20 protein-coding genes and 1 pseudogene are annotated in these 17,111 nt (G+C 56.6%); 16 read left to right on the top strand and 5 right to left on the bottom strand.

Translation table 11 applies throughout. The annotated features are described in order from the left end of the window. Nucleotides 1-288: 288 nt before the first annotated feature. The 3 genes from AC0L7U_RS09215 to AC0L7U_RS09205 all read left to right on the top strand — a co-directional run bounded on the left by AC0L7U_RS09215 (nt 289) and on the right by AC0L7U_RS09205 (nt 2,922). Nucleotides 289-1,362 (top strand): YbfB/YjiJ family MFS transporter, encoded by a 1,074-nt coding sequence (locus AC0L7U_RS09215; RefSeq protein ID WP_473695737.1) that lies wholly within the window; start codon nt 289-291, stop codon nt 1,360-1,362. Between the two features lie 116 nt (nt 1,363-1,478). Further along, nucleotides 1,479-2,507 (top strand): flavin-nucleotide-binding protein, encoded by a 1,029-nt coding sequence (locus AC0L7U_RS09210; protein ID WP_473695507.1) that lies wholly within the window; start codon nt 1,479-1,481, stop codon nt 2,505-2,507. Then, the gene (locus tag AC0L7U_RS09205; RefSeq protein WP_473695505.1) at nt 2,452-2,922 is read left to right on the top strand and encodes a nuclear transport factor 2 family protein; all 471 of its coding nucleotides are present in this window, start codon (nt 2,452-2,454) and stop codon (nt 2,920-2,922) included. Before AC0L7U_RS09210 ends, AC0L7U_RS09205 begins: the two co-directional genes overlap by 56 nt. A 167-nt stretch (nt 2,923-3,089) precedes the next feature. On the opposite strand, the gene AC0L7U_RS09200 is transcribed toward AC0L7U_RS09205, so the two are convergent. Continuing rightward, nucleotides 3,090-4,043: a LysR family transcriptional regulator gene (locus AC0L7U_RS09200; protein ID WP_473695503.1), complete on the bottom strand. Its 954-nt coding sequence runs from the start codon at nt 4,041-4,043 to the stop codon at nt 3,090-3,092. A gap of 180 nt (nt 4,044-4,223) precedes the next feature. Here AC0L7U_RS09200 and AC0L7U_RS09195 point away from each other — a divergent pair, with 180 nt between their 5' ends. Further along, a complete protein-coding gene (locus tag AC0L7U_RS09195) occupies nt 4,224-4,862 on the top strand; it encodes a nitroreductase family protein (RefSeq protein ID WP_473695501.1) in 639 nt (212 codons plus the stop codon). A gap of 280 nt (nt 4,863-5,142) precedes the next feature. Here AC0L7U_RS09195 and AC0L7U_RS09190 read toward each other — a convergent pair. Next, a pseudogene (locus AC0L7U_RS09190) lies at nt 5,143-5,774 on the bottom strand (transposase); the annotation flags it as partial. Between the two features lie 174 nt (nt 5,775-5,948). Between AC0L7U_RS09190 and AC0L7U_RS09185 the strand changes: the two are divergent. The 10 genes from AC0L7U_RS09185 to AC0L7U_RS09140 all read left to right on the top strand — a co-directional run bounded on the left by AC0L7U_RS09185 (nt 5,949) and on the right by AC0L7U_RS09140 (nt 13,332). Next, on the top strand, nt 5,949-6,521 hold the full coding sequence (locus tag AC0L7U_RS09185; RefSeq protein ID WP_473695499.1) for a helix-turn-helix domain-containing protein: 573 nt from the start codon (nt 5,949-5,951) through the stop codon (nt 6,519-6,521). Further along, on the top strand, nt 6,499-6,756 hold the full coding sequence (locus AC0L7U_RS09180; protein WP_473695497.1) for a hypothetical protein: 258 nt from the start codon (nt 6,499-6,501) through the stop codon (nt 6,754-6,756). The genes AC0L7U_RS09185 and AC0L7U_RS09180 overlap by 23 nt, the downstream gene beginning before the upstream one ends. 60 nt (nt 6,757-6,816) lie before the next feature. Continuing rightward, nucleotides 6,817-7,950 (top strand): ABC transporter substrate-binding protein, encoded by a 1,134-nt coding sequence (locus AC0L7U_RS09175; protein WP_473695495.1) that lies wholly within the window; start codon nt 6,817-6,819, stop codon nt 7,948-7,950. Further along, nucleotides 7,947-8,108 carry a hypothetical protein gene (locus AC0L7U_RS09170; protein WP_473695493.1) on the top strand — a complete coding sequence of 54 codons (162 nt, stop codon included), beginning with the start codon at nt 7,947-7,949 and terminating at the stop codon, nt 8,106-8,108. The genes AC0L7U_RS09175 and AC0L7U_RS09170 overlap by 4 nt, the downstream gene beginning before the upstream one ends. A 64-nt stretch (nt 8,109-8,172) precedes the next feature. Then, a complete protein-coding gene (locus AC0L7U_RS09165; RefSeq protein ID WP_473695491.1) occupies nt 8,173-9,057 on the top strand; it encodes a carbohydrate ABC transporter permease in 885 nt (294 codons plus the stop codon). Further along, nucleotides 9,050-9,880 (top strand): carbohydrate ABC transporter permease, encoded by an 831-nt coding sequence (locus tag AC0L7U_RS09160; RefSeq protein ID WP_473695489.1) that lies wholly within the window; start codon nt 9,050-9,052, stop codon nt 9,878-9,880. The genes AC0L7U_RS09165 and AC0L7U_RS09160 overlap by 8 nt, the downstream gene beginning before the upstream one ends. A 5-nt stretch (nt 9,881-9,885) precedes the next feature. Continuing rightward, complete coding sequence (locus AC0L7U_RS09155; RefSeq protein ID WP_473695487.1) at nt 9,886-11,316, top strand: sulfatase family protein; 1,431 nt, start codon at nt 9,886-9,888, stop codon at nt 11,314-11,316. Nucleotides 11,317-11,329: 13 nt separating this feature from the next. After that, nucleotides 11,330-12,337 carry an ABC transporter ATP-binding protein gene (locus tag AC0L7U_RS09150; protein WP_473695485.1) on the top strand — a complete coding sequence of 336 codons (1,008 nt, stop codon included), beginning with the start codon at nt 11,330-11,332 and terminating at the stop codon, nt 12,335-12,337. A gap of 187 nt (nt 12,338-12,524) precedes the next feature. After that, nucleotides 12,525-13,109, top strand: a complete 585-nt coding sequence (locus AC0L7U_RS09145; protein WP_473695483.1) for an SUMF1/EgtB/PvdO family nonheme iron enzyme — start codon at nt 12,525-12,527, stop codon at nt 13,107-13,109. Continuing rightward, a complete protein-coding gene (locus AC0L7U_RS09140) occupies nt 13,021-13,332 on the top strand; it encodes a formylglycine-generating enzyme family protein (protein ID WP_473695735.1) in 312 nt (103 codons plus the stop codon). The genes AC0L7U_RS09145 and AC0L7U_RS09140 overlap by 89 nt, the downstream gene beginning before the upstream one ends. Nucleotides 13,333-13,504: 172 nt before the next feature. Here the strand turns inward: AC0L7U_RS09140 and AC0L7U_RS09135 are convergent, their stop codons facing one another. Beyond that, entirely contained in the window at nt 13,505-14,251 is a 747-nt protein-coding gene (locus AC0L7U_RS09135; RefSeq protein WP_473695481.1) for an SDR family NAD(P)-dependent oxidoreductase, read from the bottom strand. 156 nt (nt 14,252-14,407) lie between these two features. On the opposite strand from AC0L7U_RS09135, the gene AC0L7U_RS09130 reads away from it, so the two are divergent. Further along, nucleotides 14,408-14,743, top strand: coding sequence for a winged helix-turn-helix transcriptional regulator (locus tag AC0L7U_RS09130; protein WP_473695733.1), 336 nt, complete (start codon nt 14,408-14,410; stop codon nt 14,741-14,743). Nucleotides 14,744-14,928: 185 nt separating this feature from the next. Here AC0L7U_RS09130 and AC0L7U_RS09125 read toward each other — a convergent pair whose 3' ends face one another. Together AC0L7U_RS09125 and AC0L7U_RS09120 are read right to left on the bottom strand one after the other, a co-directional pair. Then, the gene (locus AC0L7U_RS09125; RefSeq protein WP_473695479.1) at nt 14,929-15,063 is read right to left on the bottom strand and encodes an amphi-Trp domain-containing protein; all 135 of its coding nucleotides are present in this window, start codon (nt 15,061-15,063) and stop codon (nt 14,929-14,931) included. 342 nt (nt 15,064-15,405) lie between these two features. After that, nucleotides 15,406-15,675 (bottom strand): hypothetical protein, encoded by a 270-nt coding sequence (locus AC0L7U_RS09120; protein WP_473695477.1) that lies wholly within the window; start codon nt 15,673-15,675, stop codon nt 15,406-15,408. Between the two features lie 234 nt (nt 15,676-15,909). On the opposite strand from AC0L7U_RS09120, the gene AC0L7U_RS09115 reads away from it, so the two are divergent. Next, complete coding sequence (locus tag AC0L7U_RS09115) at nt 15,910-17,097, top strand: GAK system CofD-like protein (protein ID WP_473695475.1); 1,188 nt, start codon at nt 15,910-15,912, stop codon at nt 17,095-17,097. The last annotated feature ends 14 nt before the right edge of the window (nt 17,098-17,111 follow it).

Here is a 17,111-nt window from a genome sequence, read left to right as displayed (position 1 = left end):
GCTCACATCCAACGTGAGTCCATTTGGTTCGCCTCCATACGTCTTTGGCCGTATTATTGTGGTTGATTTCCAGATGTGCACGTCGCGTTCCTGGGAATATGATTCACATCACCTTGTTTCGGAGCGAGATCTTTGGTCAACGCAATACCCCCAAAAACGGCTAGCCGGACGCGGCCAGATGAACTGGAAAACTCGCTCACACCTCTTTGGGTCGTGATTGGCCTTAGCCATGGGCCCTGCCGTCGCGCTTGGTCTGGCTCGGTTTGCCTATGCGCTCCTTCTCCCCCGATGCGGGCCGCTCTGGGTTGGAGTTATGCCGCAGCCGGCGCCCTGAACACGTCGAACGCCGCTGGTTACCTTGCCGGTGCGCTTGCGGCCGCCGCAATGGTCAGGCGATTCGGCGACAAGCGGGTCTTTGCTCTCGGACTGTTACTGACGGCTATGACGGTGGGTGCTTCTGGAGTCACGTCGTCATACGGGGCCCAATTGGTCCTTCGCTTCATTGCCGGCCTCACTGGGGCGGCGGCCTTTGTCGCCGGGGCCGGACTGACTTCTGCCGCAGCCCACGGGGGCGGTCCGAGCCGAGCCCCCATGTTCTTCGGTGTCTATTTCGCGGGAGGAGGCCTGGGCGTCACCGCATCGGCGCTTGCGGTGCCCCCACTGATTCAACTGGCCGGATGGCGGGGAGGCTGGCTTGCCCTGGGCGGCCTCTCGCTGGCCGCGACGGTCTTCGCGTGTTCCGTAATGTCCCGCGCGCCGGCGACAGCGACGGCCATGGGCAGTAAGATGGAGGGCGGATGGTCAGCGCGCTTTCTGGCGCCGAAGCTCATTGCCTATGGCCTGTTCGGTGCGGGCTACATTGCCTATGCCACGTTCATCATCGCTTATCTCAAGACTGTGGAGCAGCTTTCGGGGTCGCTTCTCTCAGCCTTCTGGGCAGTTCTTGGCCTCTCGTCCATTGTCGCGGCTTTCGCATGGGGCCCCGTGCTCGGCAGATTGAAAGGAGGCTGGGGAACCGCTGCCACGATATTCATGGTGACGGTGGGTGCAGCGATGCCGATGGTCTGGGGCGGGGTTGCCGGGGCGTTCCTCTCGGCCATTCTGTTCGGTGGTTCCTTCCTCGCGGTCGTCGCTTCAGTAACGTCCTTCGCGCGCCGCGCAGCCCGTCCGCATGCCTGGACATCCGTGATCGCTGCACTGACGGTCGCCTTTGGGATCGGTCAAAGCATCGGTCCAGTGCTGAGTGGTGCCATGTCGGATGGCGCAGGCGGCATCAAGGCGGGTCTTTGGCTATCGGTCTGCATCCTGGCGGTAGCCTGCACCATCGCCGCGATGCAGGCCGAACCGAAGGCACTGCCATGAACACCAGAATACCTCCCGAAGGGCTTCGGCATCTTGAGAATTTCACCGAAGGCCTGATCAATGGATTGGAGGGTCAGAAAATAAAGGGCTCTCGACCGCACGACAGGCAAGATGATATGCCGAAGCGGCATGACGAATGGCATGCTGGCGAACGCATCCTGCAGAAGCAAGCAGGTTCAGCGGATGCGCTTGAACGAGCGGCGTCGCGGATTCTACGACCGGATCTGAATGAGGCGTCGCGGGCGTTTTTCGCGGGCTTACCGTTCGTAGCCATCGGCTATCTCGATGGGCAAGGCAGGCCCGGTGGCACGCTTATCTCCGGGGTGCCGGGTTTTATCCGGAGTCCTAGCCCGCTTTTCTTGCGAGTCGATCAAGCGCTGGCCCAAGGCGATCCGCTAGGGGATGTTCTGCGCCCCGGCGCGCCGATCGGGGTCCTTGGGATCGAGCTTTCGACGCGGCGGCGAAATCGAGTCAACGGCGTGGTGTACGAATGCGACGCCACCGGGTTCTCGATCCGTGTGGAGCAGAGCTTCGGTAACTGTCCGAAATATATTCAGCAACGCGTTGCCATTGATGTGAGGCCCGGGCCTGACGCGGTCGATGCACAGCCGTTCAGCAAGCTTGATGGCGAGGCGCGCCGTCTTCTCGAGGTGTGCGACACGCTTTTCGTGGCAAGTTTCGCTTCTGGCCCGCACGGCGCATTTGCGGTCGACATGTCGCATCGCGGCGGGCGTCCGGGTTTTGTGCGGATCGATGACGATCGCACCCTGACGATTCCCGATTTTCCTGGCAATCGGTATTTCAACACGCTGGGCAACATACTGGTTACAGGCAGTGCCGCTATCGTCGTTCCTGTGTTTGATACTGACGACCTCCTGCTCCTATCAGGCGCCGCGATCATCGAAAGCAACGCAGTCGATCAGTCCGGAGCGCCATTGGTTCAGGGCGCGGAACGCCAATGGCGCCTGTCTGACCTGAGAGGCTATTGGCTACGCGGTGCCTTTCCTATGAAATTTCAATTTCTTGGCTCATCGCCATACGCCCAAGGCCACTGGCTCGTGGTCCGCCTAGCAACGACGAGGAATGTCTATGTCACAGTCACGCCCCCCGCTTCCACCCTTCACGGCCGAATCCGCTGCGCTTAAGGCTCAAGCGGCGGAAGATGCATGGAATACCCGTGACCCGCACCGGGTGGCGCTCGCATACACACCGGACAGCATTTGGCGTAATCGGACGGAATTTCTTTCCGGTCGCGATGCCATTGTGGCGTTTCTCGAACGCAAATGGGAGAGGGAGCTCGACTATCGGCTTATCAAAGAGGTTTGGGCCTTCCATGAAAACCGTATCGCTGTACGCTTCGCATATGAGTGGCATGATGAAACAGGCCATTGGCACCGCTCATACGGAAACGAGCAATGGGAGTTCGACGAATCGGGACTGATGCGGCGGCGAGAAGCCTCGATCAACGATGTGCCCATAACCGTGTCGGATCGAAAATTTGCTTGGCCGCTTGGCGCGCGCCCTCAAGGTCATCCTAGCCTTTCCGAGCTGGGTCTGTGAGAGAAGCGCCGTTGGGCGTTGCTATTCAACCGTTTGAACTATGGTTAAGACGCGCATGATTCGAAAACCTGCAAAATAGGCAGCACGAAAATTGTGTCGGGCTTGCGTTATCTCGAGCCGTCGATCCGTTAGAACAAGAGCCAGCGAGCTGACTGGCTCTTGTTCTATCACAATGTCGTCGCACTGTTTTCGCTCTCGCCGATTTCTCCTTCCCAAGGCAGCCCATCTGCGAACATCGCGGATATCCACTGGATGAAGGCCTCGGTCCGCGCCAGAGTGAAGCGGGCCGAGGGGCGAACCAGATGGATGCCTCCATCACTTTCGAACTGCCAATCCGGCAGAACTTGAACCAGCGACCCGGCGGCGAAGTCACGCGCCATCGACCATTCTCCGAAGGCCACAATGCCGATCCCCCGGCGTGCCGCCTCGATCAGGGCGCCAATGTCATTCGAGCGAAAGTTGCCGTTTGGGAGGATTGTCTGACGTAGGCTGCCCTTTCGTAGACGCCATTCCGAGGTCACGACGGGCCCGGTGTAGCGCAGCAAGTTCAACCCTTCCAGATCTCCTAGCGATGCCGGTGATCCACATCTGGCCAGATAATTCGGCGACGCGCCCAATACGATGCGATGCTCGCCGAGCTTGCGTGAGACCAGACGACTGTCGTTCAACTTGCCGAGACGAACCGCGGCATCGAAGCCTTCGCCGACCAGGTCGACGTGTCGCTCGGCATAGTCCGTCTCGATCTCGAGCGCTGGATAGAGGAGAGCGAATTCGGTCATGGCAGGTGCCAGCCATTGCCGGCCCATGGCTGCCGGAAAGGCCAGGCGCAACCTGCCGCGCAACTCTGCACTGCCGGCTGAGGCCTCCTGCTCCGCATCGAGAATGGCATCATTCGCTAATTGGATACGTTCGGCAAGACTCGCGCCAGCGTCGGTCAATCTCACCTGCCGTGTTGTCCTTTCCAGCAAGCGTACCCCAAGTCGCCGTTCCAGCGCGCTCACGCGCTTGGAGATAATGGTCGGATGTCTGTTGAGAGCCGCCCCAGCGGCAACAAACGATCCCTCCTTGGCAATCGCCAAGAGCGCAGCAAGTTCGTCAGTTCGAGTGTTCTTCAGAGACATCTCTCGAAATCGCTCCTCGTTGTCCGCTAAGGCAGCGCAAGATTGCTGCATTTATTGCAGCAATATAGTGAAAACAAATGGACTTTCCTAGCTCCTGCGGCAGGCATATTTTCGACGAACTGTCTTCGCCAAGCGGTGAGGATGGGTGTCAATCGAAAGCCGAACGAGGAAAGATCCAATATGACGACCGTCAACGACCGACTGATGTGGCGCTATGCCACGAAGAAATTCGATCCGGAACGCAAGGTGCCCGAAGAAATTATTGATCGTGTTGTCGATGCCATCCGGCTAGCGCCTACATCAAGCGGCCTGCAGCCATTCGAAGTGATCATCGTGCGAAATTCCGATATCCGCGCGAAGATCAGGGGAGCAGCCTGTGGCCAACAGCAGATCACCGACGCGTCTCATCTTCTGGTGCTCGCGGTCTGGGACGACATCACGCCCGAACGCATCCACATGATGTTTGACCTTACCAACGATGTGCGTGGCTTCAAGAGTGACGCTTGGGAGGCTTATCGGCAGAAACTTCTTGAGATCGCCACCAAACAGGGACGAGAAGCAAATTACCACTCGGCAGCCCGTCAAGCTTATATCGGGCTGGGGGTCGGATTGCTTGCCGCTGCGTTCGAGGAGGTGGACACGACGCCGATGGAAGGGTTCGAACCGGAGGCGGTCGACGAAATCCTCGGCCTCGGTGTCAGAGGCTTGCGCAGTGTGATAGTGTTGCCGATCGGCTACCGAGCCTCGGAAGGCGACTGGCTGGTCGACCTGAAGAAGGTCCGTCGTGACCGCGAGAGTTTCGTCACCGAAGTTTGCTGAGCCGGAGTTGGCCTGCCCAGCAATCAGGCGGGCAGGCACTTCAGTGTTATCTTCATAAAAATAACAGCAGCGATCTAGATGTGAGTTCTGAGAAGGTTGTTCATCCGGATTGAAAGCCTGAAGGTGTTTGCGACCAAACAGTCACCGGAAGGTTTCAAGGATGAACAACCCGCATAAAAATGCCCGAACGACGCCGCCGAGTTCGGCCTGAGCGAACGGCGAACGCGGGAGTGGCTGAGGCGCTATCGTCTACTGGGCTCCGCCGGCCTGGAAAATCGCTCTTCCCGTCCTCCTGCCATTTCTGGATGGCGTTCGAGGTCAGTTCGCAGCCAACCGGAAACATGAAAGAGAAGTATCGACAACAGCCGCCAGACACTCCCGACTGAAGTTGTCGAGCGCGTTTAGGATGCGGAACCAGCGTCCACAGAACAGGCTATCGGACACGAAGTCGAGGCTCCAGCGCGGGGTCGGCCCTTGTGGGATTGCGAGGGGCGCTCTGGTGCCCAAGGCACGCTTTTTGCGACCGCGTTTGTGCATCGTCAGACCCTCCTCTTTGTAGATACGCTAGAGCTTCTTCCAGTTCACCTGCCAATCATCACGCTTGAGCAACAGACGTAGGCGTCGATACCCGAACCACCGTTGTTCCGACGACAGGTCTTTTAATCGTGCCCGAAGGTCTGCGTCCTCCGCCCGTGTCGGTGGTCACCGATAGGCATGCGGATCGATGCCCGCCAAAAGCTTCTTCAGCTTGCGGGCATCGGATACATCCATGCCGCCAAACTTGGCCTTGTCTTTGTAGAAGGTGGCTTCCGAGATGCCGCGCCGCCTGCAAACATCGGCCGTCTTCTGACCGCTCTCCTGTTCCAGCAAGAAGCCGATGATCTGTTTTTTTGTGAACCGTGAGCGCTTCAGTCCGACCGTCTCTTTTACAAGGAATAGATTAACTCCAAGCCGTGACTCGAAGGGGAGCAGGGCAGGGGGCATAAACACAGCAATTTGCGGCGTCAGAAAATCATGCCTTGAATAAAATTTCATTTATGATAATTATCAATTCCATATTTGAAATTCTAAGGTGGAGTTGGGACGGTGAACCCCACAGAACGGATCCTTGAAGTGCTTGAATATCTCATGTCTGCAGGCCCTGAACCGGTGAAGCAGGTTGATATCGTGCGCGATTTGGGATTGTCGCCGGCGACGCTGAACCGGATTGTCCGGATCCTGTCTGACCGGGGGTATCTGTTCCGCACTTCTGAGAAGTACCTGATGAAGAATTTTGCGCTAGAGCGCACTATTTCGATGTCTGCCTCCTATCTGGCGGAGTTGGATGCGGCTGCCAAGCGTTTGACCCAAACCTGTGGTGCCGCGGCAGAAGCCGTCGTCGTCGTTGGGCACGAGCTGCTGTGGCATTGCCGTACGCCACATCCCGATCCGAGTGTGCACATTGTCGCCCGCGCTGGTTTCCGCCGCGGTCTTCTTGAGTTCGATGCTCTCTCACGCCTCTATCTTTCGACGCTGACGCCCCAGCACTTCGAGAAGGACTTCGACATGATCGGCTTCTTTGACACCGGCTGTGCCTCAGGTCGTGAAATCCGGTGGCTGCCGGACGAGGAAGTCCGTGCGCAGGTGTCAGAGACCCGTGGCCAGGGAGTTTACCTGTGACCGCGTTGCCAACCACCAAGGCATTCGTCGGTTCGCGACGCTTGTGCGCAACAACGACGGTCAATTCACCCATCTTTTGTCAATTGCCGACCGCGCGGCCCCAGGGACCGGCGATGGCAAGCTGGCAACACGGTATCGCGCAGCCCTTATGGAGGAGCGCGCGCGATTGGAAGCGTTCATGATCGCAGAACGCAAGAATGAAGAAACTGAAGTGCGATTGCGGATGCTGAGCTAAGACCATGCAGCGGCCTGGAGGAGAAATGGCCGCCGCATTCATCTTGAATGGGAGGAAATCATGAGAGACTTCAACCGGAGGACCGTGCTGTCGGGTGCCCTGATGTCAGGGGTGGCTGTGCTGTCGCGTCCATTCATCATGCCGGCCCGCGCTGCGGACCGTGAAATCAACGTGCTGCTTTTTTCAATGCCATCAACGCGTGGGCTGCCAGCCCTGACGGATGACTTCAAGGCAAAAACCGGTATCAAGGCCAACATCAAGGTGGTTGGTCAGAACGTTTTTGAAAGCCGCATTACACTGTCTTTCACTGGTGGAGCTCAGGATGTCGACGTCGTGCACACGCCGGTTATTCAAGTGCAGCGGTGGGTGGAAGCCGGCTGGCTGACGCCGCTGACCAAGCAGATTGCAGACCTTTCGGACAAAGATGACATTCTGACCGGGCCGTTGAAATCCTTTGACGTGAAGGGCGACAGCTATGGGTTGCCATTCTTCGCCGAAACCGGGCTGATGGCTTACCGAAGGGACATTCTGAAGTCCGCTGGAGTCAACGCACCAGAAACCTGGGACGAGATGCTTGCGGTTGCAAAAGCCATCAACAGCGATAAGACCGCTGCTATTGCCATGCGTGTCGCTCCGGGGCAGGGGTTCAACATGTTCGTCTTCCCGATGATCATGCATGCTTATGGTGGCAAGTTCTTCAAGCATTATCCAGACGATCTGACGCCTGCACTGAACAGCAAGGAAAATCTAAAGGCGCTCGAGGTTTATTCCACCTTGATGAACAAATATGGTCCTCAAGGCATTGGCAACTTCAACTTTCCCGAAGTGGTTGCTGCGATGCAGAACGGTCAGGTTGCCATGACTGTGGACGGCACCTCAATCGTGTCACAGACGGTTGATCCGAAGGCTTCCAAGTTTGCTGACAAGATCGAACTGGCGCTGCCACCGGGAGGCCCTGCCGGTCGATCGCCTGCCATTGCCGTTCACGGCATGGGCGTGCCCGCAGGCACCAAGAATGTCGACGCGGCCTATCAGTTTATCAAATGGGCAACCAGTTCGGAGACATTGACCAAGCTTGCACTCAACGAACCATTCCCGGATTTCACCCGCGCCTCCGTTGCCGATGATCCCAAGGTCAAGGCCAAGTATGCCCACATTCAGGAGAACTTCCGGAACTGCGCGTCAAGGCATTGAACGAAGCCAGCCCGTTCTATCGTCCGCTCATTCCGCAGTGGGCGGAAGTCGGCGCGGCCGTTGGCGATAACGTCAACGGTGCTGTCAATGGTCTGGCGAGCCCGGCAGACGCTCTTGCTGAGGCACAATCCGAGATGCAGTCGATCATGGGCGGCTGACGTCTACCTTGTTTCGGGGAGGTTCTCGTGGCCTCCCCGCCCTTTCCGAAATCGGAGGTATTCCATGCCGCAAGCACGCGCTTCTGCGGCGATGGACCGTAGTTTCCGTCGCATGCTGTTACCGGCGTCCCTCGCCGTCGGCATCTTTGCCGTTGCTCCCTTGCTGGGCATGCTGGCTCTCAGCTTCACCGACTACAATCTAGTTCGCGGCTGGAGCGGCCGGATTGGCATTCAGAACTTCCTGCATTTGTTACACGACCGTCGCTTCATATCGTCGGTCTATATCATGGCCGCCCTCAGTGTGTTCGGCGTGCTGGCGCAGGTGGTTCTTGGAACCGCTATTGCCGTAGGGTTGGACAAGGTCGTGAAGTCCTGGCGATTTGTCCGGGGTGTATTTGTCATTCCTTTCGCCGTCCCGCATGTCGCCGTTGCACTCATCTGGCTATCGCTTTTCACGCCAACGCTTTCGCCGATCAATGCCTTCTTTGATATGTTCGGATTGAACGTTCCGGCTCTGTTGACGACCCAGAATGGGGCCATCAGTGCCATCGTCATTGCGGACACTTGGGCAACCTATCCCTTCGTAATGCTGATTGTGCTGGCAGCCTTACAAAGCATCTCGCCCGATCTTGAGGAAGCCGCAGCACTTGATGGCGCCTCGCGCGTCCGGACCTTCTATCGGATCACCCTGCCGTTGCTTTATCCGACGCTGCTGATGGTTGCACTGTTTCGCTTTATTGAAACACTCAAGCATTTTCCGTTGATTTTCGTGATGACAAACGGCGGGCCCGGCCGCGCCACGCAGGCCACGAACTACTATGCCTATGTGCAGACATTTCAGAACTCTAATGTTGCCTACGGTGCGGCCATTGCAGTGTTCCTCTTCGTGTTTGCCGCGCTTATCAGCTTCTATATCGCCCGCTTCAATGCGAGGTTCTACGATGCATGACCCTTCAACGTCCTTCCGTGTCAAAAAGGCTTTCGGCACGATCACGATGGTCTGTTTTCTGGCCTTCACGTTGCTGCCCATCGTTTGGGTTGTGATCCTGACCTTTCGACCGGCCAATGCCGTGTTCGAACCGATCTGGCAAACTCCTGGGGCGCTGACTTTCGACAACATTCTGTCGATTGCACGGTCCGATTTTCCGAAAGCGCTGCTCAACAGCTTCATCACCGCCGGGTGTTCCACGCTGTTAGCGCTGCTCGTCGGAGTGCCGGGCGCTTTCGCCCTCGCGAAGCAGCGTAGTGCGAAGAAATTCATGGCGTCCTGGCTTCTTCTGCTCCTGCGCATGGCCCCGCCAGTCGGCTTTGTCATTCCGTTGTTCCTCGTCTACGTGAAGGTGGGCATGATCGATAGCTACGTCGGCCTGATCTTCGCGTACACAGCCCTGACACTTCCCTTTGTCGTCTGGTCCATGTGGACATCATTCAACCAGATCCCCAATGAACTGGTTGAAGCTGGTCTGATGGACGGCGCATCGCTGACAACGGTGTTACGTCGCATCGTGATCCCAGCCGCGCGGCCCGGGCTTGTCGCGGCAGGTGTTCTGAGTTTCCTTCTTGCTTGGAACGACTTCTTCTTTAGCCTCGTCATAACCCGCTCACAGACCGTAACCGCTCCCGTCGCCGTGATGAATTTCGTGTCCTATGCGAGCGTGGATTGGGGTGCCATTGCCGTTGCTTCCATCGCGCTGACCCTGCCGGTTATCCCGGTCATCATCGTTGCCAACAAATACATTGTGCAGTCCCTTGGCGGAGCTGTGAAAGGATAATCAGGATGACAAGTCCGAAGCATCCAAACATCGTCTTCATCATCACGGATCAGCAGCGTTACGATACGATCCAGGCCCTTGGTTTCCCCTACATGGAAACACCCAATCTCGACCGGCTGGTCGAGGCTGGAACGAGTTTCGACAACATGTATGTGACATCACCGTCCTGCAGTCCCTCGCGCGCCTCGCTGTTTTCCGGCACCTATCCGCACACCAACGGTGTGTTCCGGAATGATGAGGAATGGGTCTACTCCTGGGTTGGTCTGCTGAAGCAATCCGGGTATCGAACGGTCAACGTCGGCAAGATGCATACATGGCCCGTTGAGGGGGCGTTCGGATTTGATGAGCGCCATGTGGTCGAGAACAAGGATCGTGATCATCCAAACCTGCCGTTCTTTCTCGATAATTGGGACAAGGCCTTCTGGACACGTGGCGTCAAAAAGCCCACCCGCGTCAGTCAGCGCCTTTTGCCGGATTACCGCGAACGGCTGGGCTGCTACATCTGGGACGCACCAGAGGATCTGCATGCCGATAACTTTGTGCCGGATCTCGCTTGCATGTGGCTAGAGCGCTACAACGGCAATGAGCCTTTCTTCTTGCAGATTGGCATTCCCGGACCGCACCCGCCCTATGATCCGACGCAGGCGTATCTCGATAAGTACAAAGACAATACCGACCTGCCCGAGCCGATCCGTTATGATTTTGAGACACAGCCCAAACCGATGCGCGACCTCAGGTCCGCCCACATTGCTCAAGACCATGACGCCGTGGTCCACTTGGCCGATCCCACTGCGGATCAGATGCGGCTGCAGCGTGCCCATTATTATGCCAACGTTTCGATGATAGACAGCCAGATCGGCCATATTATTGAAGCTCTGGAGGCACGCGGCGTTCTGGACGACACAATTATCGTCTTCACCTCAGATCACGGCGACTGCATCAACGATCACGGGCATTCGCAAAAGTGGAATATGTTCGAGCCAACAGTACATGTTCCCGCCGTCGTTTGGGGGAGGGATATTCCTGCCTCGCGCAAGCGGGATCTTGTCTCGCTGTTTGACTGGGGCCCCACGATCCTGGAGTGGGCAGGTGTAACGCCGCCGGAGTGGATGGAGGCTCAATCCCTCAATCCGCTTTTGAAAGAGACAGCTGACGAGCGCGATATGGTCTTTGCCGAACACGCCAATGACGCGATCCTGACTTCGACCAGCTTTATGACAATGGTGCGCCGTCAGAACTGGAAGCTTGTCCATTTCGTTGACAGCACAGAAGGACAGCTTTTCGATCTGGACGCTGACCCAGAGGAGCGGACAAACCGCTGGGACGATCCGGAAGTTGCGACTATCAAGCAGGACCTGATTATAGAGATTCTGCGCTGGCGCATCGAAAGTGACAAGAAAACACAAGGGTTCCGCCGAGCCCTTGCGGCATCCTGAGGGAGAGGTCGAAATGGGAAACATCACACTTGATCGCGTTGTGAAGCGCTTTGGGAACGTTGAAGTCATTCCTCAGCTTGACCTCAAAATCGCGGAAGGAGAATTCGTTGTCTTTGTCGGCCCGTCTGGGTGTGGAAAATCGACTCTTCTTCGCATTATCGCCGGACTGGAAGATCTTACTGCTGGGCAAATTGAAATTGCAGGTCGCGATGTTTCGTCCCTGTCGCCGGGGCAGCGTGGACTTGCCATGGTGTTCCAGAGCTACGCGCTCTATCCGCATATGACGGTTGCAGAAAATATGCGCTTTCCTTTGGAGATGGCGAACATTGGCAAGCAAGAAGCTCAGGAGAAAATTGAACGGGCCGCAGCGATCCTGAACCTCACGGATTATCTGGATCGCCGCCCGAGCCAGTTATCCGGCGGACAAAGGCAGCGAGTGGCCATTGGTCGGGCGATTGTGCGCGAACCCTCCGCCTTTTTGTTCGATGAACCTCTGTCGAACCTCGATGCAGCGCTGCGCGTCAACATGCGGCTGGAGATCACCGAGCTGCATGAAAAGCTTGGCACCACAATGATCTACGTTACCCACGATCAGGTCGAGGCGATGACGATGGCCGACAAGATTGTTGTCCTTCATGCTGGTCATATTGAACAGGTAGGAAGTCCATTGGAGCTTTATGAGCATCCTCGCAATCTCTTCGTGGCAGGGTTTATCGGATCCCCGAAGATGAACTTCATTGAGGGCAACGAGGCAAAACGCGTTGGTGCTCATACACTTGGCATAAGGCCAGAACATATCGCGCTTTCACCGGATGCAGGCGAATGGCAGGGCAAGGTCAGCCATTCCGAACACTTGGGGTCGGATACGTTCCTGCATGTGACCACGGATCACGGGGTGCTGAATGTCCGCTCTACGGGAGAAGTCAGCCTGCACCGGGGTGACACTGTGTGGCTGACGCCGCAGGACGGCAAAATTCATCTGTTTGATGCAGACGGCCTGGCGTTGGCGAAACAAGCCTGAGTGTTATCAGGAGACACGGATCATGGTTGGTGGATGCTGCGGATCAAGCAGGAGCAACGGAAGTGCCGGGGACCTGTCGGCGCAGAACAGGTGGCTTGCGGCAGCTCTGGCGGTCAGGCTTGCGGATGCTGACACGCGTCAGCGCCTGAAAGACGCTCTTTTAAAAATACCGGGCGGTTTTTTTAAAATGGGGACGCAGCGGTCGACTTTTGTCGATGACTTCGACAGTCCTTCGCTTGCTGTGCAGGTCGACGCGTATCGCATTGCCGCCTGTGCTCTTACCAATGCCGAGTTTTCCGAATTTGTGATGGCAACGGGATATCGGACAGTGGCGGAGCAAGAGGGATGGAGCTATGTGTTCCATCTCTCGCTTCCTAATCCCGACGAATGGCCGGAGTCTCCTCCCGGGTTGCCATGGTGGCGTAAGGTCGTTGGTGCTTGTTGGGCTTCGCCAGAAGGCAAGGGGACCTCTATAGGTGACAGGCTGAACCATCCTGTGTTGCACGTCTGCTGGTATGACGCCCTTGCCTATTGCACATGGTCCGGCCTGCGTCTGCCCACCGAGGCCGAATGGGAGCGCGCTGCACGCGGTGGTGCGGAAGGATGGAAATTCCCTTGGGGTAATGACCTGATGCCCGAAGGTCAATATGCCATGAACACCTTGGCAAGGAGAGTTTCCGCTTATCAATTCCGCCGCAGATGGATACGCAGGGACCGCTCCTGTCGACGCGTTTCTACCAAATGGTTTCGGCTTGTACAACATGACAGGTAACGTATGGGAATGGGTGTCAGATCGCTTCGGGCGTCGAGGAGATGAACGTACACTTCTCGTCAATCCGTCGGGACCAGAAGAGGGCCTTACTCGCGTACAACGCGGAGGCTCTCATCTCTGTCATGTCAGTTATTGCGATCGCTATCATGTGCACTCTCGGACAAAGAATGATCCGGACAGTTCTACTGCTCATGCCGGCTTTCGCGTCGCTTGCGATCCGTAACACCCGTCAGGACTAGCGCGAAAGTTGCTGCTCCTGAAGTTATCGCAATCAAATCAAATACAGCCGTCTTCAGGGCGATTTTTGTTGGGCCACCAACACGGGTGAGAGAGCAGAGCCTTGGCAACGGGCAGCTGTGAGCTGGATGTTATCTGCTCCCAGCCCACAGCTAGAGTTAGACTTGTGCCATGCCGCCATCAGCAAAAACTTCGCTGCCTGTCATGACGGCACTGTCATCAGAGGCGAGGAACGTGGCGATGGCTGCGATCTCGGAGGGATCCGCAATGCGTCCCGAAGGCGTCTGCGCAATCAATCCTTCAAATACCGCTGCTCCGCCGCCCTGTTCGATAACACCTTCAAGGCCGGGCGTTGCCGTCGCCCCGGGTGACAGGACATTGACCCGGATGCCCGTTCCCTTGAGATCAAGCGCCCAACTGCGTGCCAGGTTGCGGATTGCAGCTTTGGAGGCGCTATAGATGCTGAAGGCGGGTGTTCCCATTGAACCTGTGGTCGATCCAGTCATGATGATGGAGGCTCCCTTGCCCATGAGAGGCAGCGCTTTTTGCACAGTGAAGACGGTTCCTTTTACATTTACGTCAAAGGTGAGGTCGATAGACGCTTCCTGAATGTTTCCCAGAGGTTCGATCGTGCCCAATCCGGCATTTGCATAGAGGACATCGATGCGGCTGTGCCCGGTCCGCACCGTTTCGAACAATCTGTCGAGGTCGCCGAGACGGGATATGTCGCCTTGTACCGCGGTGACATTGGAGCCGATCTCTGCGACTGCTTGATCAAGGGCATCCTGACGCCGCCCTGTTATATAGACATACGCGCCCTCGGCGACGAAGCGCTTGGCAGTTGCCAAACCGATTCCACTATTGGCTCCGGTAATGACTGCGATCTTTCCTTCAAGCTTACCCATGATAGATCCTTTCTAGGAAATGGTCCGATGTGGAATGCTTGAATTGTGGACACGCTGCCTAATGTGCAAGTATGCACCATTTGGTAAGTACCCAGAAAAGGAATAGGGAATGGCGAGCACCTCAACCTGTGGCCTGGATGCCGTCCTCCTTAGGTGATGGGTGGGAAGTGGAAACCACTGATCCTGTATCACCTTACGCGTGGTCCCTTACGTTATGGCGCGTTGCGCCGGGCCGTTGGGACCGTCAGCGATAAAGTTTTGATCCAGCAACTCAAGGAGTTGCAGCTGGATGGAATTGTGGATCGTAGCGACTATGGTGAGATACCGCCGAAAGTCGAATATTCACTCACACCTCTTGGTGAGAGCCTCACGCCTGCGCTGGCGACATTGTGCGAATGGGGAGCGCGCCACGCAACCGCATTGGAAGCTATCGCAGAGCGGCGAGCGGCCTCCGACAGACGTTCAAGAAGCGATGGCCAGCCAGCGGAGTGACGCGCGAAGTCTTTTTGTAGGGGAAATGACAGCCCGAAAATATCAATCAGCCTATTTGATCTTTAACTCACTTTTGCGATTTGTGAGATCGGCTGTGTCTGTCCAGGGGAGGCTCAGATTGAGACGGTTAGAGCCATCAACGCGTTCGGCGCGGACTTTGAGCGTCATCAGAGCGCCCGGTTCCATCACAAATGCCCATCGCCACCGCTCAAGGCCAGTTCCCCCTTGCCAATTCCTTTGGTCACAGCTTCGAGAATCGCCTTGATCGACTCGCGGGTCTGGGTCGGTTCATGACGAAAGCTGCCGTCGTCACGGATCATTTTGCCCTCTCAGGGATGGCTCACCGGCTTGAGATGTTTGGACTTCTGATAGTCTGAGCTCAACCCTATGATATCCCCGGTCGGAAAGATCAGGGTTGCTTCCGCTCCAGTTCCTGCCAAACCCTCAAGGTGGCGAAAGGACCGGGCGAGCGGTCTGTCAGGCCCTCAACTGGCAGAAATACTGCACGATGGGATTGACCTCATGGCCATGTTGAGAAGTCAGCTTTGCCAAGTCTTCGCCACACGCTTGCACTTGTTCTTCGCCTTTGCTCGTCAAAGGCAACCCGAGCCTCGCGCGACTGTAAGAAGTCATGCCGGTGCTGCCGGTGCGTACCTTATGCATCAGCCTGCCGTCCTCAAGGTCGTGATAGGCATTCTTGGACCGGATTTACTGGCCTCACGGACCCAATCAGCCCACTCAAATTCGGATTTGAGGGATTGTCCTTCAAGAATATCAATGGGGGCATTGCCTCGCGGAGCGAGCCGAACGGGACGAATTTCAAGGCAAAGCGTTTCAGCTTGGGTGGGCAGAGCCAATTCATCAAGTACATTGGCAACGCGCATCTCGATGGCAGGGCGGAAGTTGATTTTGGCTTTCAGCGCGTTGACCATTTGCCGGGGATGCCGACGACATCAAGCCTGAGGTCGGTCAAAGAACAACTCTCTGATCGTCTGTTTTCATTGCGTTTGATCGTGGTTCACAGTCTCTCCTTTGCGAAAGGTCACAGGACCCATCTGGAACGTGGCTGATGGATAAATGTGTTCGGCGATGCCTTCATGGGGGTGTAAAGAGCTTCTGAGAAAGGTAAGTGACAACAGGCTATGCTCGTTGGAGGCTCCTATCATATGGCGGACCTGAAAATATCCCGCAACGTCGATGTGCCTGATGAACTGCGCGTTGCAAGAGCAATGGCCTTGCCCAGTCTGGGCGCAAGGATGCTGTTTTTCTCCGGTGGAAGTGCCTTGAATGAGACGGCGCGCGGTTTGAAAACCTACACTCATAACTCCGTGCATCTCATCACGCCTTTTGATGGTGGCGGCAGCAGTCAGGTGCTGCGTGAAGCGTTCGATATGCCCGCCGTTGGTGATCTGCGTAGCCGCCTGATGGCGCTTGCTGATGAAAGCGTGTTGAGTCAGCCAGACGTTTTCCGTTTGTTTTCCTATAGATTGCCGCGTGATGCAAAGTCAGATGATTTGAGTGCTGAATATCAGACTTTGATTGATGGCAGTCATGCGCTGGTACAGGCAATCACTCAGCCAATGCGCAAACTTATCCTGACGCAGTTGGCCGCTTTTGATGTGCGCCGCCCCAACGACTTTGACCTTCGGTATGCCAGCGTTGGCAATCTGATTTTGACAGGGGGCTATTTCGCCAATGGCAAGGAACTGGAGCCGGTGCTGTTTTTGATGTCGAAAATGGTCGAGGTTCAAGGCACGGTTCGTGCGGTTGTGGATGATAACTTGCAAATCGGTGCGGATCTGGCTGATGGGACACGCATTATTGGCCAAAGGGAAATCTCGGGGAAGGAAGTTGCGCCTCTCAGCCAGCCGATCAAGCGCCTGTTTCTTGCGCGCGAGGGCAAGGAAGTGCCCGCTGCCGAGGCGCCTTTGCCCAAACGCAACCGTCGGCTGATCGAACAGGCCGACCTGATTTGTTATGCTCCGGGCAGTCTCTACTCCAGCGTGATTGCCAACCTTCTGCCGCAAGGTGTCGGTCGCACGGTTGCGGAGCGGACTGTCCCCAAGGTCTATATTCCAAGTCTTGGAGCCGATCCGGAGTGTGTTGGTCTGGACCTGGCCGATCAGGTTGGAGATATCCTGTCGGCTCTGCGGGCTGATGCCGGGCCGGAGTGTCCGGCAGAAGCGCTGATGTCCTTCGTGCTTTGCGACAAGGCCAACGTGAGCAAATCAGCGCGACGGGCTGTCGAGAAAAGGCATGGCATACCCTGTCTCGCAACGCCTCTTTGCGATGGACGAGACCCGTTGCGATACGACCCGCAAAAACTGTGTCAGGCGCTGGTGTCCTTCACCTGACGGAGGTTGGGGTG

Source organism: Roseibium sp. 10G30-5 (assembly GCF_055809635.1).
Note: the sequence above shows the minus strand (reverse complement) of the source record. Positions and strands in the feature narration are given on the sequence as shown.

Coding starts and splice junctions, on each gene's coding strand:
- AC0L7U_RS09205 (WP_473695505.1), top strand. CDS start 2,452: ATGTCACAGTCACGCCCCCCGCTTCCACCCTTCACGGCCGAATCCGCT.
- AC0L7U_RS09150 (WP_473695485.1), top strand. CDS start 11,330: ATGGGAAACATCACACTTGATCGCGTTGTGAAGCGCTTTGGGAACGTT.
- AC0L7U_RS09155 (WP_473695487.1), top strand. CDS start 9,886: ATGACAAGTCCGAAGCATCCAAACATCGTCTTCATCATCACGGATCAG.
- AC0L7U_RS09120 (WP_473695477.1), bottom strand. CDS start 15,675: ATGGTCAACGCGCTGAAAGCCAAAATCAACTTCCGCCCTGCCATCGAG.
- AC0L7U_RS09160 (WP_473695489.1), top strand. CDS start 9,050: ATGCATGACCCTTCAACGTCCTTCCGTGTCAAAAAGGCTTTCGGCACG.
- AC0L7U_RS09165 (WP_473695491.1), top strand. CDS start 8,173: ATGCCGCAAGCACGCGCTTCTGCGGCGATGGACCGTAGTTTCCGTCGC.
- AC0L7U_RS09195 (WP_473695501.1), top strand. CDS start 4,224: ATGACGACCGTCAACGACCGACTGATGTGGCGCTATGCCACGAAGAAA.
- AC0L7U_RS09125 (WP_473695479.1), bottom strand. CDS start 15,063: ATGATCCGTGACGACGGCAGCTTTCGTCATGAACCGACCCAGACCCGC.
- AC0L7U_RS09175 (WP_473695495.1), top strand. CDS start 6,817: ATGAGAGACTTCAACCGGAGGACCGTGCTGTCGGGTGCCCTGATGTCA.
- AC0L7U_RS09215 (WP_473695737.1), top strand. CDS start 289: ATGCGGGCCGCTCTGGGTTGGAGTTATGCCGCAGCCGGCGCCCTGAAC.
- AC0L7U_RS09210 (WP_473695507.1), top strand. CDS start 1,479: ATGCCGAAGCGGCATGACGAATGGCATGCTGGCGAACGCATCCTGCAG.
- AC0L7U_RS09135 (WP_473695481.1), bottom strand. CDS start 14,251: ATGGGTAAGCTTGAAGGAAAGATCGCAGTCATTACCGGAGCCAATAGT.
- AC0L7U_RS09145 (WP_473695483.1), top strand. CDS start 12,525: ATGGGGACGCAGCGGTCGACTTTTGTCGATGACTTCGACAGTCCTTCG.
- AC0L7U_RS09130 (WP_473695733.1), top strand. CDS start 14,408: ATGGGTGGGAAGTGGAAACCACTGATCCTGTATCACCTTACGCGTGGT.
- AC0L7U_RS09115 (WP_473695475.1), top strand. CDS start 15,910: ATGGCGGACCTGAAAATATCCCGCAACGTCGATGTGCCTGATGAACTG.
- AC0L7U_RS09200 (WP_473695503.1), bottom strand. CDS start 4,043: ATGTCTCTGAAGAACACTCGAACTGACGAACTTGCTGCGCTCTTGGCG.